Origin of the sequence: Burkholderia sp. L27(2015), assembly GCF_009765705.1 — a bacterium.
Lineage (GTDB): Bacteria > Pseudomonadota > Gammaproteobacteria > Burkholderiales > Burkholderiaceae > LMUX01.
In genome coordinates, this window is sequence record NZ_LMUX01000016.1 from 709,664 (window position 1) to 734,392 (window position 24,729).

The window sequence follows — 24,729 nt, forward strand, 5'->3', positions numbered from 1 at the left end:
GTTCTACCGGCTTATCACGGGAGATGAAGCTGCTGCCGGCGGGTGCGCCGGCGTAGCAGTCGCGGCCGACGGTGGTGGATGTGCCACCGGCGCCGTCGATGCCGGCCCTGACGCACGCACGGGTTCAGGCGTTGATATCGGCATGCTCGCATGCGCAGGTGCCGACGTGGGGGCCGCCACCGTCGTGTGCGCGGGTGCCGACGACGCAGATGCGGCCGCAGGCGCCGCGGCATGGTTGGCCGCAGGCACAGGCTCAGTTGCATGTGCCGGCACAGCCGTGGCCGCCACCGCAGTCACGGGTTCGGCCGGTACGGAAGGTACGACGGGCGAGACGATCAAGATCGGTTTGCCCGACGTATAAGGGGGCGACGCCTTGATCTGCGCCACCGACAGTTCCATTTGCAATTGCAAGGCCTTGTCTTTTTCCACGAGATGCAAGGCCGACCAATTGGCCGCGATATTTGGCGTGTCATCGTTGATCGATGCGCCCACGTCAAGCACCACCGCCTGTGGCTGCGCTGCGCCATCGACCAGGACGTCGACGACGTGACCGACCGTGCTGCCGTCGCGGCGCACGATCGTCGCGTCCGAAAGCGGCGCGGTGAGCGGCGGTGCTGCAGGGGGGGCGCCCGGCCCAGGCTTGGCGCCTTTGGACCCGTTGGCCGCAGCCACTTCAGCGGGCGTCGCCAGCAGCGTAATCAGAGGCTTCTTGGCTGCAGGATTAAAACGAAATACGCTCCACGGAAATTTAATCTGCCGGTCGCCCACACCGAGGAATCCGGTCAGGTTGACGATGATATTCTGCGGCCGGGCGTTCGCATCGACCAGCATATCCACCACGCGTCCGATGACCTTTCCGGCGGGTTTCTGGATCTCGGTTTCAAGCAACTCTTGGGCTTGATCGGGCGCTAGCTGGCGCGTTTCGATCAGCGGCGTCGGCGTTGGCGGCGGTGCCGGGGCGATAGGTTCGGGCGCGGCATGATGTTTGTATTTGCGTTTGGGGCGATGCCGTATCGGCTTGTGTTTAACGGGCGGGCGCACCGGCGCCGCCGAGGCGATCGGTGCGCTAGGCTCGGGCGCCGGCTGGACCGACTCGACGGGCGGCGGCGCTTCGGCGCCAGCGGAAGGCGTCTGTATCACGGGTGGCGCGGGCGCACCGGGCGGCTTGGGCGCAAGCAAGCTGCAGCCCACCAAGCTTGTCGATGCGACGAACGCCGCGAGCGCGAGCAATGCCGCCCGCCGCCACCGCACGCACAGCGGGGGTAAGACTACGTGTAGCGGCATGGTCAGGCGGCGGCTTGCGATTGTTCGTCGCATTTAAGCTGGTCGCCCCACGTTGTAACGTTACGCCGTATCACGGCTGCGGGGTCGCCTCTGAGCACTTCGAAGTCGGTCGTGTCGCCCCTGCGCGAGAAGCGGATGTCGAAAATCTGATCGCCGACCCGCAAATCGCGCACCGTCAAATCGTTCAAACGCGCGGGCAACTCCGGGTCGACGAACAGCCGGCGATTGGCGGCGTCGGGCTGCAGGCCCAGCACCGCTTGCAACATCGAGAAGACCGACCCCGCGGCCCAGGCTTGCGGTACGTTGGCGCCCAGGTATTGAACGGGAAAGGTCACCCCCTCGCGCTGCAAGCCCGCGTACAGTTCGGGATACTGATACTGCGCGAAGAAACGGCCCGCCTCGTAAATACCGGTGGCGATCTGGCCGGCCTCACGGCCGTAGCCGTAGCGTTTGAAGCCTTGCGCAATCAGGCCGTTGTCGTGTGGCCATACCGAGCCCTTCTGATACGAGTATGGGTTGTACGAGACGTGCTCCGACGACAGCGTGCGTATGCCCCAGCCGCTCCACATATCGGGCTGCATCAAGCGCTCGACGACGCGCCGCGCGCGCTCCGGCGGCACGATGCCCGACCACAGCAGATGCCCTGCGTTCGAGGCGATACTCATGACCTTCTGTTTGCGGCCATCGAGCGCCAAAGCGTAAAAGCCCGCGGCCTCATCCCAAAATACTTCGTTAAAGTGCTTGTAGAGTGCGGCGGCCTTGGCACGCAATTCTGCAGCGCGCGCCGAGTTGCCGAGCACGTCGTAGAGTTTCGCCATGCGCAGCCAGGCGTCGTACACATAGCCCTGCAATTCGCACAGCGCTTTGGGTCCGCGCATCAGTGTGCCGTCGAGGTAGACCATGCCATCGCCGGAATCCTTCCAGCCCTGGTTTTCGAGTCCGGACGCAGAGCGCGTGGCGTACTCCTGGAAGCCGTCGCCGTCGCGGTCGCCGTAATGATCGATCCATTCGAGACAGCGTTCGGCTACCGGCATATGACGTTCCAGCAACGCGCGATCGCCGGTCGCGCACCATGCGGTATGCAGCGTAATCAAATACAGCGGCGTGGCGTCGGCCGTGCCGTAGTAGGGCGTGTGCGGCACCAGCTTGAGCTTGGCCAACTCGCCCAAGCGCAGTTCATGCATGATCTTTCCCGGCTCGGCATCGCGGAAATCGTCACGCTCGGTCGCCTGGTGCATACCCAATACTTCGAGCGAGCCGCGCGCGAACTCCGGGTAGGCCACTGCGGTCTGGATCGAGACGATCAGGCTGTCGCGCCCGAACAGCGCCATGAACCACGGTAAGCCCGCAGCGGGCACGACGTGCGTCGCGTCATTGGCTTCGACCTCAAGCCGCAATGCGGCCAGGTCGTCGGTGGCCTGGTTGAATACTTGCGTGACGTTATTGTTGGTGCTTTCCACCTTGAGCACGGCCTTATGCCATTCGCGCAGGCTGCGCAGGTTGTCGGAATCGTCGTGGCCCACCTTGTTGCAGGAACGCGATCCCGGATAGCATCGCTCGCCGTCCGAGAGATCGTAGATCAGGCAGGTATGCCAGGTTGCGCCCGGCGGCAGGACCACCTCGAACGTAATCCGGCCGTTCGCATACAGCGCCTCAGTGTCGTTGCCCTCGGCAGTGACGGCGACTTCGCGAAAAAAATCCTGATTGCGGTAAGCGGTGGTGAGGCGCTGCCCGGAACTGGACCATTCGGTCGTGATCCGTCCGCGGCGCACGCTATGACCGGATTTCACCTCGAAGATGTCGGCGAAGTCGCTGCGCAGCGCAACCTCGAGGTTAAAGCAGACGGTCTTGTTGCCATAGTTGACCAGCTCGAGATCCTCGTGCATGCCGCCGCAAATCTCGCGGCTTATCGCGAGCCCCAGCGTGTGTGCCGCGATCGGGCCGCTTTGGGTGGCGATTTCGCGGTTGGTCAGAAAAATGCGAGACGAAAACGAGTGGGTGGTGCCGCCGTTGAGCAGATCCCACGATTCGCCGTTGGCATAGATAGTCCAACTGCTGATGACGCGGGTATCGAGGCAATACAGGCCTTTCTCGCTGGGCCAGTTGATTTGGCCGTCGAGCTCGCTGACGAGAACGACGTACCCTTGGTGAATCGAGAGTTGTGGGGGCCCCACCTTGACTTCGAACGACATCAAATTCTCCTGATCGATTTGCTGGCGTAATGTCACAAGGCAGCCGCGCGGGCGCGATCCGTACTTTATCTGGCGCCTTTGAGCATGCAGCCCGCGCACTGCTATCGTGGCACAAGGGTGGCCTCAACGTGACCATAGCTTGGAGGATAGCTGAATTGCGGGCGGATGTGCGATTCAAACCAGTCTAGCCTCTGGCGGCGCACCTTATACTCGGGCTATGTCCTTTTCCAGCCCTCGCGCAATGACCGATGCACCGCCAAGCTCGCCCGCCATGAAGGCGCCGCGCGACATCGAGGATTTTTTGATTTACCGTTTGCACCAACTGGGCCTGCTGGCACGTCGCGGCGCTGGCGCGATGTATGCGCGCGAACTCGGGATCAGCCGGCGCGAATGGCGGGTTCTGTCGTTTCTGGCAAAGTATTCGGGCTGCAACCTGACGGACCTCGCGCGCAATTCCGGCATCGACACCGTAGTGGCCAGTCGGTGTGTCAGCGAGATGGTGACGCTGGGTCTGGTGGCGAAAGCGCGTGAGCCAGGCAACAAGCGCATAACGGTGCTTACCCTGACGCCTCACGGCCAGAGCGTATACGACCGGGCGCTGGCACTGGGCCGTGCATATAACGCCGCGTTCGCGGCCTGCCTGAGCGACACCGAGGCGAGCCTGCTCGACGATCTGCTGGGTCGACTGGAAGCGCGTGCGCTAACGATGAACGCAGGCGAGGGCGATGCAGACCCGGTCGACGCCGATTAAAAAGGCGGCCGAAGGTTGACCCGCGGCTATGCCGCAACGCGATTGTGCAGTTGCACACACGTTTGACTAGGTCAACGGTCCCCTTCATCGCTACGATAGATGAGACTTTTCCCCTCCCGACCATTCATTTTCATACGACGACCGCGATGGCCAGCGCAAAAAACCTTCTTTTCATCATGTGCGATCAGTTGCGTCGCGATCATCTGGGTTGCTACGGGCATCCCTACCTGCGTACCGCGAATATCGACGCCCTGGCCGCGCGCGGGGTCAAGTTCGATAACGCCTTCGTGACATCCGGCGTGTGCGGCCCGTCGCGGATGTCCTATTACACAGGTCGCACCATGGCGAGTCATGGCGCGACCTGGAACCGGGTGCCCTTGTCGATCGGCGAAGTCACGCTGGGCGAATACCTGCATCGCGCCGGTCGTCGCCTGGCATTGGCGGGCAAGACGCACGTAATGACCGATAACGACGGCCTCAAGCGCATCGAGCAGGCGCGCAACAGCGATTTGGGCGCGCGCCTATCGGCCGGCTATTTCTTCGAAGTCGATCGCTACGACGGTCACCACGAACCGGGCCCGGAAAGCGGCTATCCAGCCTATTTGCGCGCCCACGGCTATAACAGTGAACGTCCGTGGACGGACTTCGTGATCAGTGTCCAGGATCCTGCCGGCGGCGTGCATTCCGGCTGGAAAATGCGCAACGTCGGGTGGCCGTCGCGCGTGAGCGAAGCGGATTCGGAAACCGCGTACATGACCGACCAAGCGATTCGTTACATAGAAGGACAGGCCGACACGCCATGGGCGCTGCACCTGTCTTACGTCAAACCGCACTGGCCGTATGTGGCGCCGCATCCCTACAACGCGATGTACACGCTCGATCAGTGCCTGCCGCTGGCGCGACGCACGAGCGAGTTGCAGGATCCGCATCCGGTGCTCGACGCTTATCGCCAGCAGGAGGAGTGCGTCAATTTCATGCGCGACGAAGTGTCGAACACGGTACGTCCCGTCTACCAGGGATTGATCCAGCAACTCGACGACCATCTCGGCCGCCTGTTCGAGACGCTGGAGCGGCTAGGGCGCTGGAAGGACACGTTGATCGTCTTCACTGCCGATCATGGCGATTTCCTCGGCGACCACTGGCTGGGCGAAAAAGAGCAGTTTTACGACACCGTCCAGCGCGTGCCTTTCATCGTCTACGATCCGTCACCCGAAGCCGATCCGACGCGCGGCGCAACGGATACGCGTTTTGTTTCGGCCATCGACGTGGTGCCTACCGCACTCGATGCCTTGGGCTTGCCGGCTTACCGCGAACGGGTAGAAGGGCATTCGCTGCTGCCGCTGACACGCGGCGAACAGCCCGACACGTGGCGCGATTTCGTTGTTTCCGAACTCGACTACAGCTATCGGGGCGCGCGCTTGGTGCTCAATCGCCAACCCGACGAGTGCCGCGGCTGGATGGTGCGCACTGCGCGCTGGAAGTACTGCCATTGGCTAGGATACCGGCCACAGCTATTCGACCTCGCGAACGATCCCGACGAATTCGTCGACCTCGGTGCCGACGCCGCGTTCGAAGCGATCCGGCAGGAGCTGCACGCAAAATTGGCGGACTGGCATGGCACGCTCAAGCGCCGTGTGACCGTCAGCGACGAGGAGGTGATTGCCAAGACCAATCACTACAAGGCCGCCGGCGTTTTTTTCGGTGAATGGTGATGACGCTTGCCGATGCGTCCGCCGACGCGCTATACCGCAAGATCGCACTGCGCATCGTGCCCTTCCTGTTTATCTGCTACGTCGTCAATTTTATTGACCGTGTGAATATCGGCTTCGCCAAATTACAATTTCTCGACGATCTGGGCTTGGACGATGGGGTATTTGGCATCGCGGCCGGCATGTTCTTCATCGGCTACGTGATCTTCGAAATCCCGAGCAATCTGATGCTAGGGCGCATAGGCGCGCGCAAGACGCTGATGCGCATCATGGTGCTGTGGGGCGGCTTCACGGTGCTGCTCGCATTCGTTCAGACGGCGACCTGGCTTTACGGGCTGCGTTTCCTGCTGGGGGCAGCTGAAGCGGGCTTTTTTCCGGGCATTGTTTTATATCTGACTTACTGGTTTCCGAGTCGACGCCGCGGTCGTGTGATGAGTTTATTCATCATGGCGGTGCCCATTGCCGGCATTATCGGCGGCCCGGTGTCGGGTGCCATCATGAGCCATTTCCAGCACGTCGCCGGTTTGCGGGGCTGGCAGTGGCTGTTCGTGGCCGAGGGCATACCTGCTATCGCGCTGGGGCTGCTGGCGCTGGTCTGCCTCAAGGATGCGCCGCACCTGGCCGCGTGGCTCAACACCGACGAACGGGCGCGCTTGGCCGCCGATCTACAAGCCGATCATGCTGTGGATAGTGCGAGCAAGATCAAGCATTTGGGCGATCTCTTGAGAAGCCCGCGGTTGTATCTGATGGCTGCGATCTATTTCACGATCTTTGCGTTTCTCAACGCGATCGGATTCTGGATCCCGACTGTGCTGAAAAGTGTCGGCGCGTATAGCGTGGCGCAAATCGGCTGGCTGGCCGGCGCGATCGCCACCGCCGCGGCAATCGGCGTTCTGGTGGTGGGCTACCATTCCGATCGCACAATGGAGCGGCGCTGGCATGTCGCCGGCTGCGGATTCGCGAGTGCGGCGGCTTTTCTGCTGCTGCCGCTTGCGGCGCACGATGTCGGGTTCTCGGCTGTGCTGCTGGGTGTCGCTTCGATCGGTATTTACAGCGTGCTGTCGATCTTTTGGACGATCCCCACGGCGTATTTGCAAGGCGATGCCGCAGCGGGCGGGATTGCGTTTATTACAGCGGTCGGTGCCATCGGGGGGGCGATGAGTCCGTCCATCGTGGGATTGCTTAAAACCCATACGGGTAGTTTATATATAGGTTTGAGCGCGATCGCGGTGCTGCTGGTGGTGGGCATGCTGGCCCTGCTTGGGTTCGTGCCGGCAAACCCTAAGGCCGAGCGCCCGCGTTAAACCATTGCGCCAGCCTCGCGCGTTCGTCGAGCGTCATGCCGGTTGAGTTATTGAGCGGCATAGCTTGCAGGACGACGGTCTGCTGGAAGATCATCGCGGCATTATCGCTAATGTCCGCGGGGGTATCGAGGCGTATCCCGGCCGCGGCGCTGCCCACCAGCGTCGGATGCACCGCATGGCACTGAATGCAGCGCTGCTCGATGATGGGGCGGATCTGGGCCAGCGTGGGCGCATCTGCTTCGGCGCTGGCTGCGCGCGCGGCGGGCACCATAACGCACGCGACGCATGCGGCCGCCGTCACCCAAAACGCCGCCTGCACGACCTCATGCACGAGCGCCTGCACCGCCGCGCTCATCAATGCGCGCACCGCAGTGCATTTTGCCCACAGCAGCATTGTGCGAGCGGTGCGATAATTGGGATTCACTTCGACTGCGCTGGGCGCTCTGAGCGCTTGCGCTCCGGTCGACAGCGTCTGAACAGACATAACGCGGATATCTACGCTAGGAATCGAAATCATGAAACGCCTGTTTTTATGTACCGCGCTTGCCGCTTTGACGGCGAACGCGTGGGCAACCGAATATGGCCGCGTGACTTCCGTAAAGCCGATGATTCAGCAAGTCTGCAGCGATGCCACGCAATCGTACAACGTAGGCGCGCCGTGCGCCCCGGGGGCTCCGACTGAGCCCTCGGTGATGGGCTACCAGATCGAGTATCGCTATAAAGGGCAAACCTATTCGGCGCAAGTGCCGAGCGACCCCGGGAAGTCGGTTGCGTTGCAATTCGATCCGGCCAGCGGTAGTCCGGTACCCATCGAGGCGGATGCGGGCCAAGGTGCACCCGGCGGCGATCCTTCCTATGCGGGGACGCCGCCACCGCAGGGTAATCCGCAGGGCTACCCGCCGGGATATCCGCCCGGTTATGCGCAGCAGCCTGGGTATGCGCCGCAGCCTGGCTACGCGGATCCCAATTACTACGCAGCGCAGCCGGCTTACTACGCGCCCGCGCCGGCTTACTACCCGCCGGCTTACTACGGACCGGCTTATTATGGGCCGCCAGTAGTGGGGGTCGGCATCGGCATAGGCTTTGGTGGTGGCTGGCATGGCGGTGGCGGAGGTTGGCACCACCACTAAACGTAACCCTCGACGGCGCGGCGAAAGTAACGGCGCGTCAGAAGGTCGCGCTGAATTGCGCGTCTGAACGCCGGCGCCCGGCCATGACCGGACGCGACATCCTCACACGAGCAGCGAGACCTACCCGGGTTAGTCCCTATCCGGGCGTGGTTTCGTCGAGCAGTCCCGCCTCGCCAAATTCCTCGAGCCGGTTATACAGCGTTTTCAGGCTGATACCGAGCGTCTTGGCAGCGACTTTTTTCACGCCGCCGCATTGTTCCAGCGTAGCAAGAATCATTAGCCGATCCGCTTGCGCCAGCGTCATCCCCACGGTGATCGAGACCATCGCATCGGATGGGCTCGGGGCAGCAGCGGCCGAGGGCTTGGGCAGGCTATGCGTGGCGGTGATCCATTTGTCGTCGGCCAGGATATAGGAGCGCTGCACGTAGTTCTTCAATTCGCGCACGTTGCCCGGCCAGGTGTGAGCGGTCATGGCGTCGAGTGCTTCGGGCGAGAACTGTTTGTCGGTTCCCGAGGCCGTATTGAGTTGGTCGAGCAGGCTTTGTGCGATCAGCTTGACATCCTCGCCGCGCTCGCGCAGTGGCGGCAGCTCGATCGGGAAGACGTTGAGCCGATGGTAAAGATCGGTGCGCAAGCGTCCCTGCTCGACGGCGGCTTCCGGGTCGCGATTGGTGGCAGCAATGACGCGCACGTCCGTTTCGATCTCGCGGTTCGTGCCCACGCGCATGAACATGCCGGTTTCAAGCACCCGCAACAACTTGACCTGCAGCTCGATTGGCATCTCCGTGATTTCATCGAGGAACAGTGTGCCGCCGTGTGCGCGTTCGAAAAACCCCTTATGCATGCGCTCCGCACCGGTAAAGCTGCCGCGCTCGTGGCCGAACATTTCGCTTTCGATCAGGTTGGGCGAGATGGCGCCACAGTTCACTGCGAGAAATGCGCGTTTGCGTCGCAGACTGAGGTCGTGCACTGTTTGTGCAGCGAGTTCCTTACCGGTGCCGCTTTCTCCGATCAACAGCACCGTGGCCTCGGTAGGCGCAACGCGGCTGATTTGGTCATACATGCTTTGCATCACCGGGGCGTTGCCGAGCATCTTGCCGAAATGGCCGAAGCTGCGCAATTCGTTGCGTAGCGAGCCGATTTCCATTTTCAGGTCGCGCGCGCGCGGCACCCGGTCCAGCCGAGCGGTCAGACGCTGCATGTTGATGGGTTTGACCAAATAGTCGGCCGCGCCCAGTCGCAGCGCATCGACTGCGCTATCGACACTGGCATAACCCGTCATCACGATCAACTCGACGGCGTCGCGGCTTTCCACTTCCTTGAAAATATCCATGCCGGTGCCGTCGGGCAATTTCAGGTCAGTCAGGATGACATCGGGCATGCGCCAGCCGATTTGTATCGTGGCCTCCTTCAAACTGCCGGCTACCGCAACGGTAAAGCCTTGCGTGGTGATAATTTCAGTGAGCGCCGAGCGGGTGTTTTCGTCGTCGTCAACAATCAGAATATGGGGCAATCGCTACTCCTCGCTCCCTTGAGCGAAATGGACCACAAAATCGGGCCACAAGATGGGGCTATGGTGCGGCGTGACAGGATGATGTGTCTGGGGTTGAGCAGGGGCGCTACCGCTTTGGGCCTGGGTGTTCGAGCCTCAGTCGATCTCAGGCCATCAATGTACGCGTAAACGGCGACAGCGTCGATGTGCCCGTCTGCTTCACCGCTGCGATCGAGCCCTATTTGGCGTTCGCACCACTGGCGGGCGGCGGCCGGCTGATAGGGTCGTTAGACTCGCTCTGCTGCGGGTGTTTGACCGGCATGTTGTCAGGGTGTACCGGTGTCGTTGCGTCCGGTGGCTCTGGACGCTGCTTGGGCATTGTACCTGGGTCGCTCGCGGCCCCTGCTGCTTGTGCGTTGGTCGATGTCGCCGGGGGGGCGGCACACGCCATCTGCACGGTCAGGATACCGAGGCCACCCAAGCAGATCAAGGCGCCGATGCCGACGGTGGCCGCGCGCCCGGCCCGCAGAAGGTATCGCAATGACATGATGGCTTTCCTCCCGGTTCGCGCTCGGATTTTTTTGAGCGCTACGCTGAAATAGACACGCGATGTGCCTAGGGATTCCCGGGATCTGCTGTAATGTCACGATAAATTGCTCAATCGTCTAGCCTAGGAGACCCCTATGGATGCGCTCAGTCGCCTGCTCGCGCTCTATCCAATGCGCACCGCGCTCGATATTCGCTGTCATTTCGGCGCGCCCTGGGCGATATCGGAGGACGCTGCCGGGCCGGGCATAGCGCCGTATCACTTGATCGTGTCCGGTACCGGCTATCTCGACTTGCCGGGGCAGCGGGATACCCCCTTGCAGACTGGCGATATCGTCGTATTGCCACACGGCACCCCGCATTGCCTGCACACCGGGCGCGATGAGGTGCCCATGCCGGCGCGTATTCTGGGGGGGGAGCAAGTGGTGCAGGTCCAGAGCAATGATGGCGCCGGACCGACAACCGACATTTTGTGCGGGCAATTTCATTTCGACGCAGGGGCGTCTCACACGCTGGTCGATGCGCTGCCGCAGTTGATTCTGGTGCGCACGGCCGGCCGTGCGGAATTCGCCAGCCTACAGGCCTTGATGACGATGCTGCGGTTTGAAACCGAGGAGATGCGACCGGGTGCTAGCACCGTGGTCGCGCAACTCGCCTCGGCTTTGTTCGCGATGTTGATGCGCGCATGGCTGGAACAAGCGGATTCCATTCCCGGGCTATTTGCCTTGCTCGCGCAGCCACGTTTGCAGGCGGCCTTGCATGCGATGCTGGAAAAGCCGGCCGAGCCGTGGTCGGTGGAGCAGCTCGCCGAGCTTTGCCATATGTCGCGTGCCACGTTCGCACGTTTGTTTCGCGAGGCGGCGGGCGCGACCCCGGGCGAGATACTGATGCGTACCCGAATGACGCAGGCAGCGCAGTGGCTAAGGCAGGGCAGGCAATCGGTCGCAGCGATCGGCGAGGCAGTCGGGTATCAGTCGGAAGCGGCGTTCAATCGGGTCTTCAAGCGCTGCTTTGGCGTGGGTCCGGGTCAATATCGTCGTGCGGGTCGCATGCAGGCGCTTAGCGAAGCGGCGTGAGGTGTGAGAGATAGAGATAGCAGCGAGAGATGTGCCGCAGAAACGTGCGGCAGAGGCATGCGGCAGAGATAGGCCGCGGCTATTCCGACAACCGGGTCACCTCGGATATCACCTCGATCACGCACCCGGCCAGCGCGGTCATCGCCAGCCAGGTGCCCCACGGCACCAGAATCTCGTTGAGCACGACGGTTTTCATCGGTAACCCTACCGCGAGGTTCATGATTGCGGCGCGCAGCAGTGTCCCCTTGATCGCCAAAGCTAAAGCCGCCGTCAGCACGATGCGGGTGCTCGTCGTCGCACGGGGCGCTGCGTACAACAACAAGGCATACAAGGCCACCAGCGCGACGCCATATTCCATGGAGGTGAGCACGCCTATCAGCATGACGTGCAATGGGTAAGGCGGTTTGAGTACCGCCAGGTTCGCGATCTGGTCTGCGCTCCAGTTCGAGAACAGTTCCTGGCTCAACAGGTGCAGTGCGAAGCCCAAAGCGGCGGCGCAACCGCTCGCAACCAGCCAGCCCCAAAGCGGAACCGCGGTAAGCCGGCGGTGGCCGTATCGATTTTTCATGAATGGCTCCTTCAGTGAGACTGACGATGGGATCTGCTCGGTGGATGGTGTGAAACGTCGCCGGAAATGGGCTGCGGAATCTTTAACAGATGGCAGGAGATTTGGCGGGAAGCGGTTGAAAATCAGACCACGCGAACCGTCGGCCGCTCGAATTTCGAGCGCGACTAGCGCTTCGGCGTGCTGGCGATTGGGCGTCGGCGCGGCGAAGGTATAGCATTGCGGCTGTGGCAAAATCGCCGCCGATCGTGTTCTTGCGAGTCCAAATGGAAAGCTTGTTGAGGAAACTGGATCTGACTTCGTTGCGCTTGTTCGTGGCGGTATGTCAGGAGAAAAATATCGCACGCGCGGCCGAGCGCGAATTCATCGCCCCATCGGCGGTGAGCCGGCGCATTGCGGAGATCGAGGCGTTGGTGGGTTTGCCCGTGATCCAGCGGCATCAGCGCGGCATCACCGTGACGCCTGTGGGCGACGCGGTGCTGCGGTGCGCGCTCGCTATCGTCGGTAACGTCGAATCGCTGAGCGCCGAGCTGTCGCAGTTTTATTCGGGCGCGAAGGGCAGTGTGAGGGTGGTGGCCAATCTTTCTTCCATCGTGCAGTTTCTGCCCGAAGACGTGGCCGCCTTCGGACGTCTCTTTCCCGAAGTGAACATCGAACTCGAAGAGCAGAGCAGCGCCGAGATCGTACGCGCGGTGAGCGAGCGCAACGTGGATTTTGGTATCTGCAATGCGGTCAGCGGCGTCGAGCAGTTCGAATGCGTACCGTATCGATCGGACCGCCTGTTCGTGATGATGCCGGCCGGTCACCGGCTGGCCGGCCAGATGCACCTGAATCTGGGCGATCTTCTGCATGAAAATTTCGTCGGCCTGCGCCCCGAGAGCGCGTTGACGCAATTGCTCGAACACGAAAGCGCTTCGCTGGGTGGCACCTTGAACATCAAGATCCGCGTCAGCAGTCTCGACGCCCTGTGTCGCATGGTGCATGTCGGGCTCGGCTTGGCGATCGTGCCGCAACATGTCGGCGAACTCTACGTCAATACGCTCGACGTGGTGTTGCGTCCCTTGAGCGATGCCTGGGCGGTGCGGCAGCTTTTCATTATTTTCAAGGCGCGCGAGCAATTGAACGCTACGGCGGCCACGCTGGTTAATTTCCTGGCTCAGCAGAATTAGCGATTGCTGCAGTGCAGCGTCACTGCGCGATGGTCATTCATGCGCCACTCTCCGATCGAGAAGGCCGCCATGCCGAGTCGTCACTTCTACGCGCAGCGGGTGGCCGGTATAGTCATTGCAGGAGGCTGCAATGGACAAGACAATCAAATTCACCGGGCGCGTGCTGTATCTGTCGCAAGATCCGGCGTGCATAAGCGCTCAACTGGCGGGCAAACCGGTCTCGCGTGCCCAGGCGGGCGCGCTGCGCGATAACGTCTCGACCGACGAGATCACGCCTGTCACCGTGATGATGACCTATGACGAGCGGCTCGGTCAGTATCCCTATGTCGGCTTCGAGGCCGGCGGCATCAAGCCGATAGGCCCAAACGCGATCAAGCGCGGCGGCTTCCAGATCACTGTGGCCGGCAAGCGCTATGGCAAGGGGTCGTCGCGCGAATCCAGTCCGCTCGCCGAATTGTCCGCCGGCATCAAGCTGATCATTGCCGAAAGCTTCGAGCGCATCTATCTGCAAAACTGCGACAACATCGGCATTTTGACCAGCACCGATTTTTCCTTGCTGGAGCAGATCGAGGCGGGGGTCGCGATTCCCATCGAAGCGTTTTTGACCGGGCGCGATCCGCTTACGCAGCAAGTGATCCGCAGTGGCGGTTTGCTGGCCTATAGCAAAACCGCGCATTGGCCGGCGCCTAGCGCACCGACCGCGGTAGCCCGCGATTCCGGAACGCCGCGCACGCTGGTCGAGAAAATCATCGAGCGTCATTTGCATCCGGACGCCGAAAGTGCCGAGCGCGGCCAAGGCGTGTTTATCGCTGCGGACTGGCGCTTCAGCCACGACTACTTCACCGGCATGTGCGCCCATCTGATGCACCGCGCATTTGGCAAGCCGGCGACGCTGCACGACCCGGACTCGATCATCGTATTCCAGGATCACCTGGTGCTGGCCGCGCAGAGCGAGCCGCACGTGCGCGGCGGCCTCTTGCCCGGTGTCGCGCATTTGACCGAAGGCCACCACGCGTTTGCGCGCACTTATCCGGTACGTGAACATGGCGAGTTGCTTGGCATGCCGGGCTCGGAAGGCATCTGCCATGCGCTGATGGCCGAACAATATGTGTTGCCGGGGCAGGTCGCGGCCGGCACCGATTCGCATACGCCGCATGCCGGCGCGCTCGGCTGCCTGGCCTTTGGTGCGGGTGCCACCGATATCGCCAATAGTTGGGTGACCGGCTATGTACGCTGCAAGGTTCCCGAAACGCTGCGCATCGAGCTCAGCGGCGCGCTGCGCCCGGGCGTCACCGCCAAGGACGTCGTGCTGTACTTGCTGCAGCTCGATAGCATCAAGCGCGGCGAAGCGATTGGCCTGGTGTTCGAATATGGCGGGGAGGCCGTGCGCGCGATGCCTGTGGACGAGCGTGCGACGCTGACGAATATGGTCGCCGAACTGGGCGGCTTCACCGGCATCGTCGAGCCGGATGCGCGCACGGTGGCGTTCCTCAAAGAACGGCGCGGTGTCGACTTCACGTTGCAGGCCTGGATGTGCAGCGACCCTGGCGCACACTATCGCAACGTGATCCGCATCGATGCGGCGACAATCTCGCCGATGCTGGCCCGCCCGGGTGACCCCGGCAACGGTGTTGCCGCGAACGCGCTGGACGCTGACGTGGCCGTCAACATTGCATATGGTGGTTCATGTACCGCAGGCAAGCGTGAAGATTTCGACTTCTACCATGAGGTACTGCAATGGGGTCTCGCGCACGGCCTGAAAGTGTCGACCGACACCCGGTTGTTCCTGCAGTTCGGCACGATGGAAGTGCGTCGCTACTGTGAGGCGCAAGGGTATCTGCCGGTGTTCGAGCAAGCCGGCGCTACGTTGGTGATGCCGGGCTGCGGCTCGTGCGCTAATTGCGGGCCGGGTCAGTCGAGTTCCGTCGACGACGTTACGATCAGCGCGATCAACCGCAATTTCCCGGGACGTTCGGGGCCGGGCAATGTCTGGCTGGCCAGCCCCTATACGGTCGCGGCCAGCGCATTGCGCGGAAAAATTACGACGTTCGAAGCGTTGCAGCGTGTCCTAGCGCACGCTTGATCGATCGCGCGAAGAGCGAGCGGCTGCAAACTGAACGAGCGCCACTTCATTGAGAGCGACCCGTTGAGTGCTACCCGTCGAGTCATATTCATCGAGTCATAACCATCGAGTTACCGCTATGAACACGCCGCAAACCCTTTACGAAAAACTCTGGAACAGCCATGTCGTTCATCTTGAAGATGACGGCACCGCAGTGCTGTATATCGACCGCCATTTTCTCAACGAAGTGAGCAGCCCGCAGGCATTCGAAGGGGTCCGGCTGGCGGGGCGCGCGGTCTGGCGCGCGCAATCGGCGGTAGGCGTGTCGGATCACAACGTGCCGACCACCGGACGCGGTGAGGGCATCAGCGACCCGACTTCGCGCCTGCAGGTCGAAACGCTGGACGAGAATTGCGATAGCAACCAGATCCTCCAGTTCAAGATGAACGACTTCCGTCAAGGTATCGAACACGTTGTCGGTCCCGAGCAGGGCCTGAGCCTGCCGGGCATGACGATCGTGTGCGGCGACTCGCATACCTCCACGCATGGCGCGTTCGGCGCGCTCGCGTTCGGTATTGGCACCTCCGAAGTCGAGCATGTGCTGGCAACCCAGACCCTGCTGCAGAAGAAAAGCAAAACGATGCAGATCTGGGTTGATGGCGTGTTGCCGGCCGGGTGTACGGCCAAGGATCTGGTACTGGCCATCATCGGCAAGATTGGCACTGCGGGCGGCACCGGCTATGCGATCGAATACGCCGGTCCGGCAATTCGCGCCTTGTCGATGGAAGGGCGCATGACGGTGTGCAACATGACGATCGAGGCGGGCGCGCGCGCCGGCATGGTGGCCGTGGACGACACGACGATCGCCTATTTGCAGGATCTGCCTTATGTGCCACAGGGCGCAGAGGGGGATCAGGCGCTCGCGTACTGGCGCACGATGCAGTCCGATGCGGGCGCGCGTTTCGACGCGGTGATCGAGGTCGACGCCGCCAAGGTCGAGCCGCAAGTGAGCTGGGGCACTTCGCCGGAAATGGTGACCACCATCGACGGCCGTGTTCCGGATCCACGCGCCGAGAAGGATCCGGGGCGCCGCGAAGCGCATACGCGCGCGCTGCACTACATGGGCCTCGAACCCAATACGCCGATCAAGGATATCCAGCTCGACAAGATTTTCATCGGCTCGTGTACCAACTCGCGCATCGAAGATCTGCGCTCGGCGGCCGGCGTGGTCAGTCGATTGGGGCGTAAGCTCGCACCGAACATCAAGCTGGCGCTGGTGGTTCCCGGTTCCGGATTGGTAAAGGCGCAGGCGGAGCAGGAAGGGTTGGACAAGATATTCTTGAACGCAGGCTTTGAATGGCGCGATGCGGGTTGTTCGATGTGCATGGCGATGAACGCGGATCGTCTCGAGCCGGGCGAGCGTTGTGCCTCGACGTCGAACCGCAATTTCGAAGGGCGGCAGGGCGCGGGTGGTCGCACGCATCTGGTGAGCCCGGCGATGGCGGCGGCTGCCGCCATCGAAGGTCATTTCGTCGATATTCGCCAGCTTTCCTAACGAGCGGCTCTTTACGGGTTTGATGCAATCATGGATAAATTCGTCGTACATACCGGCATGGTGATGCCGCTCGATCGTGAAAACGTCGATACGGACGCGATCATCCCGAAGCAATTCCTGAAGTCGATCAAGCGCACCGGCTTTGGCGAGAACTTGTTCGACGAGTGGCGTTATCTCGATCACGGCGAGCCGGGGCAGGACTGCTCTACGCGCCCGCTCAATCCGGACTTCGTGCTCAATCAGCCGCGCTATCGCGGCGCCTCGGTGCTGCTGGCGCGCAAGAACTTCGGTTGCGGCAGCTCGCGCGAGCATGCGCCGTGGGCGCTGCAGCAGTACGGTTTTCGCGCGGTGATCGCGCCGAGCTTTGCCGATATCTTCTTCAACAACTGCTACAAGAACGGCTTCCTGCCGATCGTGCTCACCGAGCAGCAAATCGATCATTTGTTCAACGAGACGCTGGCCTTCAACGGTTACCAAGTCACGATCGACCTCGAAGCACAGGTGGTGCGCACGCCGGACGCTCGCGAGTATGCGTTCGAGATCAGCGGGTTTCGCAAGTACTGCATGATCAACGGCTACGACGATATCGGCTTGACGTTGGCGCATGCCGACAAGATCAAGGCGTTCGAAGCGGAGCGGCTGACTAAACAGCCGTGGCTGAACCACCGGCTCGTTGGCTAGTTACAGGTAGGATAAAAGCGGGCCGGCGGGGTAAACCAACCTCGCCGGCCTTCGCATTTTGGGGCAAGCAGTTTATAACGATCAGGGACGAACCATGAAAATTGCGGTATTGCCGGGCGACGGCATAGGGCCCGAAATTGTGGCCGAGGCAGTCAAAGTTCTCCAAGCACTGGGCGAACATTTCGATCTCGAAGAAGCCCCGGTGGGCGGCGCAGGCTATGAAGCACACGGCCATCCGCTGCCCGACGGCACGCTGGCGCTGGCAAAATCGGCCGACGCGATTCTATTCGGCGCGGTGGGCGACTGGAAATACGACAAGCTCGAGCGCGCGCTGCGCCCCGAGCAGGCGATTCTCGGCTTGCGCAAACATCTGCAACTATTTGCGAATCTGCGTCCGGCCATTTTGTACAAGGAATTGGCCGGTGCGTCGTCGCTGAAGCCCGAGATCGTTGCCGGGCTCAATATCCTGATCGTGCGCGAACTGAACGGCGATATCTATTTTGGCAGCCCGCGCGGCGTGCGCAGCGCACCGGATGGACTGTTCCAGGGCAGCCGCGAGGGCTTCGACACGATGCGTTACAGCGTGCCGGAAATCGAGCGGATCGCCCATGTGGGATTCCAGGCGGCGCAAAAACGCAGCAAGCGGCTGTGCAGCGTGGACAAGTCGAATGTACTGGAAACGTCGCAGTTGTGGCGCGATACGGTGATCGAGGTGGCCAAGCAATACCCCGACGTCGAACTGTCGCACATGTACGTGGACAATGCGGCGATGCAACTGGTGCGTGCGCCGAAATGGTTCGACGTGATCGTGACCGGCAACCTGTTCGGCGACATCCTGTCGGACGAAGCCGCCATGTTGACCGGCTCGATCGGCATGCTGCCTTCGGCGTCGCTGAACAAGAGCAACAAGGGCTTGTATGAGCCTTCGCACGGCTCGGCGCCCGACATCGCAGGACAGGGCATTGCCAACCCGTTGGCGACTATCCTGTCGGCCGCGATGATGTTGCGTTATTCGCTGAACCTGCCGGCCCAGGCTGACCGCATTGAAGCCGCGGTGCAGCAGGTACTGGCGGTAGGGCTGCGCACGGCGGACATTTACGAGGAAGGCACGCGTAAAGTCTCCACGCGCGAGATGGGCGATGCAGTGGTTGCGGCGCTGGGCAAGTAACACGGTGCCGGGTTCAAGGTCGACCATGCGTTTAGCCCTCGCTAGCCTGCACGGTCGAACCAATTCTTATGTGGGTGAACGTTAGAGAGTATTCAAATGAAAACCGTAGGTCTGGTAGGGTGGCGCGGCATGGTCGGCTCAGTGCTGATGCAGCGCATGCAGCAAGAGAACGATTTCGCTTTGATCGAGCCGGTGTTTTTCAGCACCAGCAACACAGGCGGCGCGGCGCCGTCGTTCGCCAAAAACGAAACCAAGCTCAAATCCGCCACTGACCTCGACGCCCTGAAAAAATGTGATGTGATCATCACGTGCCAGGGCGGCGACTACACGACCGAGGTTTTCCCCAAGTTGCGTGCAGCCGGGTGGGATGGCTATTGGATCGACGCGGCGTCTTCGCTGCGCATGGCGGACGACGCCATCATCATCCTCGATCCGGTTAATCTGGACGTGATCAAGAACGGTCTGAAGCGCGGCATCAAGAACTACATCGGCGGTAATTGCACCGTGAGCCTGATGTTGATGTCCCTGGGCGGCTTGTTCCGCGAAGGGCTGATCGAGTGGATGACCGCGATGACGTATCAAGCGGCATCGGGCGCCGGCGCGCAGAACATGCGCGAATTGCTGTCGCAAATGGGCGCGTTGCATGAATCGGTGCGCGGCAACCTCAGCGATCCGGCTTCGGCCATCCTGGAAATCGACCGCCGCGTGCTCGAGACGATGAAGGGCGCCGCGATGCCTGTGGATCACTTCGGCGTGCCGTTGGCTGGCTCGCTGATTCCGTGGATCGACAAAGACCTCGGCAACGGGGTGTCACGCGAAGAGTGGAAGGGCGGCGCAGAAAGCAACAAGATACTCGGCAAGCCGGCCATGGGCCAAGCCGGGTCGATTCCGGTCGACGGCTTGTGCGTGCGTATCGGCGCGATGCGTTGCCACTCGCAGGCGTTCACCATCAAGCTGACGAAGGATGTCCCGCTGGATGAAGTGAACAGCATCCTTGCCAGCGGCAACGACTGGGTCAAGGTTGTGCCCAACGAACGCGAAGCATCGATACGCGAGCTGTCGCCGGCTGTCGTGACCGGGACCTTGTCGGTGCCGATCGGGCGCGTACGCAAGCTGGCAATGGGTGGCGAATACCTGTCCGCGTTCACGGTGGGGGATCAGTTGCTGTGGGGCGCAGCCGAGCCGTTGCGCCGTATGCTGAGAATTTTGCTCGACGCCTGAATCTGCTCGTCGCGATGCGACAGGTAATCGGGTGCCGCTGACGGGCGCAAGTTCGGTCATCGTGAGTCGGGCGGTATCGAAGGGGCGCTCGCAGCATGAGCGCCCAAAATTCTTGTCACGCCGCTCCGCTTTGCCGTGGTCTTATACCGGATAATATGCGCCGTCATATGCACTTTGAATGCCTGGAGCCTCAATGAAGATTCGAACGAGTTCGCCGACCCTGCGCGACGAACCCAATCCGTGCGGTGCATCTGCCATCCGGATGGCGTGTGTTGTTTTGAGTGCTTTGTTGGGTCTCGGGTTGTCCCAGTTCGCGGTGGCGGCCGATGCGTCGTCGATGGCGACCGGTGGCGCTAGCGCTGACTCTGCCAACCCCGCTGCCAGCCCCGCCAACACTGTGTCGGCAACGCCTGCGAGCACCTATCAGGTCAGGCCCGGTATGGGACTCGGCGATGTTGCGGCGGATGTCGGTCAAACCAACGACAAGGCCGTCCGCGATCGAGTGGCCGACGCGCTGTTTAAGGCGAATCCGCGCGCGTTTATGGCGGGTGACCGCAATCGCCTGCGTTTGGGCGCTATCCTGACGATACCGGATGGCGTAGGTCCGTCTACAGACTCTACCGCCGCATCGTCGGCCACGAGCGTGGCCTCATCCGCAGTCAGCGCGGGGCCCGCTTCGGGCGCGGCGCTTGGCGGGCCTGCCACGGCTAGCACGCCAGCCGCCGTGGCGGCGACCGGAACTAGCACCGGAGCTGCTGCCGGAACTACCACCGGAACTACCACCACGGCTGCGTCGCCTGCATTGGCTGCCCCTGCTGCTGCGCTCGTGGCGCCGCCTGCGGTCGTTGCATCCGCTGTGCTCGATGGCAAAGTTGTGCCGTCTTCTTCCCCCGCGAGCGCGAACACCGTGCCGGCTGTGCCATTGGTGGCTAGCTCGTCGACTACTAATGCCGTGCCCCAATCCACGTCGACACCCGCGATTGCCGAGGCGGCATCACTTGTGCAAGCATCGGCGGTGGTGGGCGCTTCTGCGCCGGCCATGGCATCTGCTGCGCTCAGTGCGCCCGCGTCGGATACGGTGGTTAAGACATCGCCCAGCAGCGCGGAGTTGCCTGCTCATGGCGGTGGCACAGCGGGTTTTGCCAGCCTGGAGCAATTGCTTGCGCTGAAAAACCGTGTGTTGATGGCGCTCGAGAAGCATGGCATCAACTCGAACGGTCAGACGACCCCCAGTGGCGTTGCGGCGGTACCTGGCGCAGTCAGCGCCAGTGTGGCCAGCGGCGCCATTGCGCAACCAAGCAGTGCCGCCGCGGCTCACAATTTGCCGGCCGGATCCAGCGAATGGCAGGCGTGGCGGACCAACCCGTCGACTGTGCCGGCACTGCTTGTGATCGCGTTGGTATTGCTGCTTGCGCTATTCACGCTGATGCCTCGGCGCAAAAAGGGCGGAATTCCGGGCGATGAGGGCGTGGCTGCACGGCCCGACGCCCGTGCTCCGGCTTCGGTCACGCGGATTGAAAAGCCGGTTGAGCCAACGGCTGCGGCGCAAAAAGAGCCGGCACCTGCAATCGCGGCAGTGCCATTCGTCAGTGTTCCTCTGGCCACTGCTGACAGTGGTCCTCAGGCCAAATCGGACAGTGGTCCTGTAGGCGTTCCTGATAGCGCGCTTCACGCCGACTCCGACAGCGTTCATCGAGTCGTTCCCTACGCGATCCCTGAAGTGACTCCAGAGGTAGAGGCGCCACTCTTGCTCGATGAAGTGCCGCGCCTCGAAGTGCCCATCGACGCTGCGGCGGCCGAAATCGGCGTCGAACCCGTCGTTGCGGACCAGCACGACCAGCACAACGAGCGCACCCCTCGCACTGAGCCGGAAGAGTTGACGCCAGCGGATTGGGCGGCCCAATACGCTGCAGTCCCACCAACGCCAACCTCAACCCCTGCCGAAACTGCGCCAGTCGCCCCCGCAACCTTGCCCGTCGTGGCGGAGGTCGATCCGGCGGAAGCGCGTCTGCGCGAGGCGTTGGAGAAAGCGCCTTTCAGCCCCGGTTTGCTGCTGGAACTCGCGACGCTTTACGCGCAGCGTGGCGACGTAGATCGTTTCAGCGAGCTGTTCTTCGAACTGCGGATCGTGACCGACTCGAAGGGGCCGCACTGGGAGCGTGCTCTTGAATTGGGCAGCGAGGTTGCCCGACGCAATGCGCTCCATGAACACTCCGGCGACGTGCCAGAGGCTGGCGAGCACCTGGTTCCCGAAAGTGCTGGTGGAGCGCAAGCGCCTGCGCCGGTCGAACCCAGTGTGCAATCAATACCGTCGATGCAACCGGAGCCGCAACCGCAACCGCAACCGCAAGCCGATAGGTTGGTCGATCAGCCTGTTCAGGACGAGCAGTCCACCGCGGGGCATGACGAACGGGTGAAGGCGGTCCTGTCGGCCGTCGATCTGTCGTTGCCGGAGATCGTTGACGAGCCTATCGTGCCGAGCGCAGAGCGGGACGAAACGAAGCCGCTGTCTGATACGACCGATGCCGCGCCGCAGTCCGATGTGCACCGTGAACCGCCTGTACCTGTACCTGTGGCTCCGACTACGCCGCTCACCGCGCCTGAATTCAGCGAGCCGGAACTTAGCGCACCCGAAATTCACGCACCCGAGATCGATGTATCCGGAATCGACGCGCGGCAACACGACGGCACGCAATTCGATGCGCTGGAATTCGACGCACCGAAATCCAATTCGCACGGATCCAACGGGTCAGAACCGCCCATCGCGCTTGACTTCGATGAGCCGGAACCTCATGTACCGGGACACGGCGTACCCGACTTCAGCGTGCCCGAAGCCCCGCGTGAACAAGCACCGTTTGCTTCGCCGTTCCCCGAGCCGCAATATCACTTGGAGTCGGACTCGCCTGCGTCTGCCGAGGAGTCCCGGTCGACCTCCGAGGTTCCATGGCCGACGTCAGTGGCCGGGAGCAGCGCGGCCAAATTCGCGGCCTTCGATCTCGACTTCGACCTGGATCTACCTGAACTCGAGTCGACATTGCCTGGCGTGCCCGCGGCAGTGGAGGAATTCGACCCAGTGGCCGTGGCGCAAAACAAGCTCGAGTTGGCTCATGAATATGTCGCGCTGGGCGATGTGGCCGGCGCGCGGGCCTTGATCAACGAAGCGCTCGCGTCGAACGACGCGGCAACTCGCGATGCTGCGCGCGTCTTGCTCGGTTCACTGGCACCCCTGTCGTGAGTGTTGTCGTGATCGCTGCCGTCGCCATCGCTGCCACCGGGACCATAGCCTGACATGCGAATCGCGCTAGGGATCCAGTACGACGGGACGGCTTTTTCAGGTTGGCAGGTACAAGTGCAGCAAGCGACAGCGCAACAGACACTCGAGCGCGCGCTGTCCAAGTTTATCGGCGCGCCGGTGTCGACCACGGTGGCGGGGCGTACCGATGCCGGTGTTCACGCGCTGGGGCAGGTCGTGCATTTCGATACAGACGTCATGCGACGCGATTTTTCATGGGTGCGCGGCGTGAACGCGTTTTTGCCCAACAGCATTGCCGTGCAGTGGGCCAAGGCTGTTCCCGATACCTTCAACGCGCGATTTGCGGCTTACGAGCGTACGTATTACTACGTGCTGTACACGCACCCCGTCAGGGCTCCGATCTTGGAAGGGCGCGCCGGTTGGGTGTACGTGCCCGTCGATATCGACGCGATGCGCGCAGCCGCGCTGCACCTGATAGGAAAGCACGATTTCTCGGCGTTTCGCTCATCCGAGTGCCAGGCGAAAACGGCAGTCAAGCATCTGTATGCCATCGATATCGTGTCGCGCGGCCAGTTCATTCATTTCCGCTTTCGCGGCAACGCCTTCCTGCATCACATGGTTCGCAATATCATGGGATGCCTGATTGCGGTAGGGCGGGGTCGCCACACGCCGGATTGGCTCGCGCAAGTGCGAGATAATGGCGACCGCCGCGAGGCTGCGCCCACGTTCATGCCGGACGGTCTTTACCTGGCGCGTGTGGCGTACCCGCCCGAATTCGATATTCCTGCGCCGCACGTGGCGGCATTTGCATGGAGCGACATATGGGACGCCTGAATCCGAATCCGCTAACGGGCGAACAAACCCGGGAACGCTTGAGCCCGCTGCACCGCACGCGCATCAAGTTCTGCGGGATGACGCGCCGTGAAGACGTCCTGCACGCGGTGGCGCTCGGCGTCGACGCGATCGGCATGGTATTTTATCCACCGAGCCCGCGTTTTGTTTCGATCGAACGCGCGCTTGAATTGACGCGCGGATTGCCGCCGTTCGTTTCGGTGACAGGCCTGTTCGTCAATGCCGAGGCGGATTTTGTGCAAGATGTGGTCCGCGCTGTGCCGCTGTCGGTGTTACAGTTTCACGGCGATGCGGAAATCGATACGCCGCAGCGTTGCGAGGCACTTGCGCGGGCAGCCGGATTGCCGTGGATGAGGGCCTTGCGGGTAGGTTCCGGCGGCGTGCCAACAAGCGCCGCCGATTTGCTAAAATGGCAACTTGACTATGCCGCTGCCAACAGTGTGCTGCTCGACACCCTCGTCGACAGCTATGGCGGTGGCGGGAAGGTATTCGATTGGTCCGTCATTCCAGAAGATCTCGCGCATCAGGCCGTTTTGAGTGGTGGCTTGAACGCGCAAAACGTCCGTGATGCTGTGCGTCGTGTGCGCCCGTACGCCGTCGATGTCTCGAGCGGCGTTGAAGCGGGTGCCAAAGGCGTGAAAGACCACGCCGCGATGGAGGCTTTCGTGCGCGCCGTACGCGCTGCCGATGCCGAATAAACTTCCAGCGGGATGCGCCGC

At 62.0% G+C, this 24,729-nt stretch carries 20 protein-coding genes; 14 read left to right on the forward strand and 6 right to left on the reverse strand.

All coding sequences use genetic code 11. The annotated features are described in order from the left end of the window. Positions 1-3: 3 nt before the first annotated feature. Positions 4-1,317: a PRC-barrel domain-containing protein gene (locus GSQ77_RS11110; protein ID WP_158901952.1), complete on the reverse strand. Its 1,314-nt coding sequence runs from the start codon at positions 1,315-1,317 to the stop codon at positions 4-6. After that, complete coding sequence (locus tag GSQ77_RS11115; protein WP_158901954.1) at positions 1,287-3,476, reverse strand: glycogen debranching N-terminal domain-containing protein; 2,190 nt, start codon at positions 3,474-3,476, stop codon at positions 1,287-1,289. Before GSQ77_RS11115 ends, GSQ77_RS11110 begins: the two co-directional genes overlap by 31 nt. A 241-nt stretch (positions 3,477-3,717) precedes the next feature. Here GSQ77_RS11115 and GSQ77_RS11120 point away from each other — a divergent pair, with 241 nt between their 5' ends. From GSQ77_RS11120 to GSQ77_RS11130, 3 genes are all read left to right on the forward strand, one after another. Continuing rightward, the gene (locus GSQ77_RS11120) at positions 3,718-4,227 is read left to right on the forward strand and encodes a MarR family winged helix-turn-helix transcriptional regulator (protein ID WP_158901956.1); all 510 of its coding nucleotides are present in this window, start codon (positions 3,718-3,720) and stop codon (positions 4,225-4,227) included. 146 nt (positions 4,228-4,373) lie between these two features. Then, entirely contained in the window at positions 4,374-5,939 is a 1,566-nt protein-coding gene (locus GSQ77_RS11125; RefSeq protein ID WP_158901958.1) for a sulfatase-like hydrolase/transferase, read from the forward strand. Further along, positions 5,939-7,240 carry an MFS transporter gene (locus tag GSQ77_RS11130; protein ID WP_158901961.1) on the forward strand — a complete coding sequence of 434 codons (1,302 nt, stop codon included), beginning with the start codon at positions 5,939-5,941 and terminating at the stop codon, positions 7,238-7,240. The genes GSQ77_RS11125 and GSQ77_RS11130 overlap by 1 nt, the downstream gene beginning before the upstream one ends. Here the strand turns inward: GSQ77_RS11130 and GSQ77_RS11135 are convergent. After that, positions 7,218-7,724 (reverse strand): hypothetical protein, encoded by a 507-nt coding sequence (locus GSQ77_RS11135; protein ID WP_158901963.1) that lies wholly within the window; start codon positions 7,722-7,724, stop codon positions 7,218-7,220. The genes GSQ77_RS11130 and GSQ77_RS11135 overlap by 23 nt on opposite strands. Positions 7,725-7,755: 31 nt before the next feature. Between GSQ77_RS11135 and GSQ77_RS11140 the strand changes: the two genes are divergently transcribed. Then, the gene (locus tag GSQ77_RS11140; protein WP_158901965.1) at positions 7,756-8,370 is read left to right on the forward strand and encodes a hypothetical protein; all 615 of its coding nucleotides are present in this window, start codon (positions 7,756-7,758) and stop codon (positions 8,368-8,370) included. Positions 8,371-8,506: 136 nt separating this feature from the next. Here GSQ77_RS11140 and GSQ77_RS11145 read toward each other — a convergent pair whose 3' ends face one another. Together GSQ77_RS11145 and GSQ77_RS11150 are read right to left on the reverse strand one after the other, a co-directional pair. After that, positions 8,507-9,883, reverse strand: a complete 1,377-nt coding sequence (locus tag GSQ77_RS11145; RefSeq protein ID WP_158901967.1) for a sigma-54 dependent transcriptional regulator — start codon at positions 9,881-9,883, stop codon at positions 8,507-8,509. 217 nt (positions 9,884-10,100) lie between these two features. After that, positions 10,101-10,409 (reverse strand): hypothetical protein, encoded by a 309-nt coding sequence (locus GSQ77_RS11150; RefSeq protein ID WP_158901969.1) that lies wholly within the window; start codon positions 10,407-10,409, stop codon positions 10,101-10,103. A gap of 136 nt (positions 10,410-10,545) precedes the next feature. On the opposite strand from GSQ77_RS11150, the gene GSQ77_RS11155 reads away from it, so the two are divergent. After that, on the forward strand, positions 10,546-11,484 hold the full coding sequence (locus GSQ77_RS11155) for an AraC family transcriptional regulator (RefSeq protein WP_158901971.1): 939 nt from the start codon (positions 10,546-10,548) through the stop codon (positions 11,482-11,484). Between the two features lie 79 nt (positions 11,485-11,563). Here GSQ77_RS11155 and GSQ77_RS11160 read toward each other — a convergent pair whose 3' ends face one another. Next, positions 11,564-12,052 (reverse strand): hypothetical protein, encoded by a 489-nt coding sequence (locus GSQ77_RS11160; protein ID WP_158901973.1) that lies wholly within the window; start codon positions 12,050-12,052, stop codon positions 11,564-11,566. 263 nt (positions 12,053-12,315) lie between these two features. On the opposite strand from GSQ77_RS11160, the gene GSQ77_RS11165 reads away from it, so the two are divergent. The 9 genes from GSQ77_RS11165 (at position 12,316) to GSQ77_RS11205 (ending at position 24,708) form a co-directional block, all read left to right on the forward strand. Further along, positions 12,316-13,218 carry a LysR family transcriptional regulator gene (locus GSQ77_RS11165; protein ID WP_158901975.1) on the forward strand — a complete coding sequence of 301 codons (903 nt, stop codon included), beginning with the start codon at positions 12,316-12,318 and terminating at the stop codon, positions 13,216-13,218. 130 nt (positions 13,219-13,348) lie between these two features. Next, complete coding sequence (locus GSQ77_RS11170; protein WP_158901977.1) at positions 13,349-15,301, forward strand: aconitase family protein; 1,953 nt, start codon at positions 13,349-13,351, stop codon at positions 15,299-15,301. A 118-nt stretch (positions 15,302-15,419) separates the two neighbouring features. Beyond that, positions 15,420-16,835, forward strand: coding sequence for a 3-isopropylmalate dehydratase large subunit (gene leuC, locus GSQ77_RS11175; RefSeq protein ID WP_158901979.1), 1,416 nt, complete (start codon positions 15,420-15,422; stop codon positions 16,833-16,835). Between the two features lie 30 nt (positions 16,836-16,865). Beyond that, on the forward strand, positions 16,866-17,516 hold the full coding sequence (gene leuD, locus GSQ77_RS11180) for a 3-isopropylmalate dehydratase small subunit (protein ID WP_158901981.1): 651 nt from the start codon (positions 16,866-16,868) through the stop codon (positions 17,514-17,516). A 94-nt stretch (positions 17,517-17,610) separates the two neighbouring features. Then, the gene (leuB, locus tag GSQ77_RS11185) at positions 17,611-18,684 is read left to right on the forward strand and encodes a 3-isopropylmalate dehydrogenase (protein ID WP_158901983.1); all 1,074 of its coding nucleotides are present in this window, start codon (positions 17,611-17,613) and stop codon (positions 18,682-18,684) included. A 96-nt stretch (positions 18,685-18,780) separates the two neighbouring features. Continuing rightward, entirely contained in the window at positions 18,781-19,905 is a 1,125-nt protein-coding gene (gene asd, locus GSQ77_RS11190; protein ID WP_158901985.1) for an aspartate-semialdehyde dehydrogenase, read from the forward strand. A 193-nt stretch (positions 19,906-20,098) separates the two neighbouring features. Beyond that, positions 20,099-23,140: a FimV/HubP family polar landmark protein gene (locus GSQ77_RS11195; RefSeq protein WP_158901987.1), complete on the forward strand. Its 3,042-nt coding sequence runs from the start codon at positions 20,099-20,101 to the stop codon at positions 23,138-23,140. Between the two features lie 54 nt (positions 23,141-23,194). Continuing rightward, positions 23,195-23,992: a tRNA pseudouridine(38-40) synthase TruA gene (truA, locus tag GSQ77_RS11200; RefSeq protein WP_158901989.1), complete on the forward strand. Its 798-nt coding sequence runs from the start codon at positions 23,195-23,197 to the stop codon at positions 23,990-23,992. Then, a complete protein-coding gene (locus tag GSQ77_RS11205) occupies positions 23,980-24,708 on the forward strand; it encodes a phosphoribosylanthranilate isomerase (protein WP_158901991.1) in 729 nt (242 codons plus the stop codon). The genes truA and GSQ77_RS11205 overlap by 13 nt, the downstream gene beginning before the upstream one ends. Positions 24,709-24,729 lie beyond the last annotated feature (21 nt).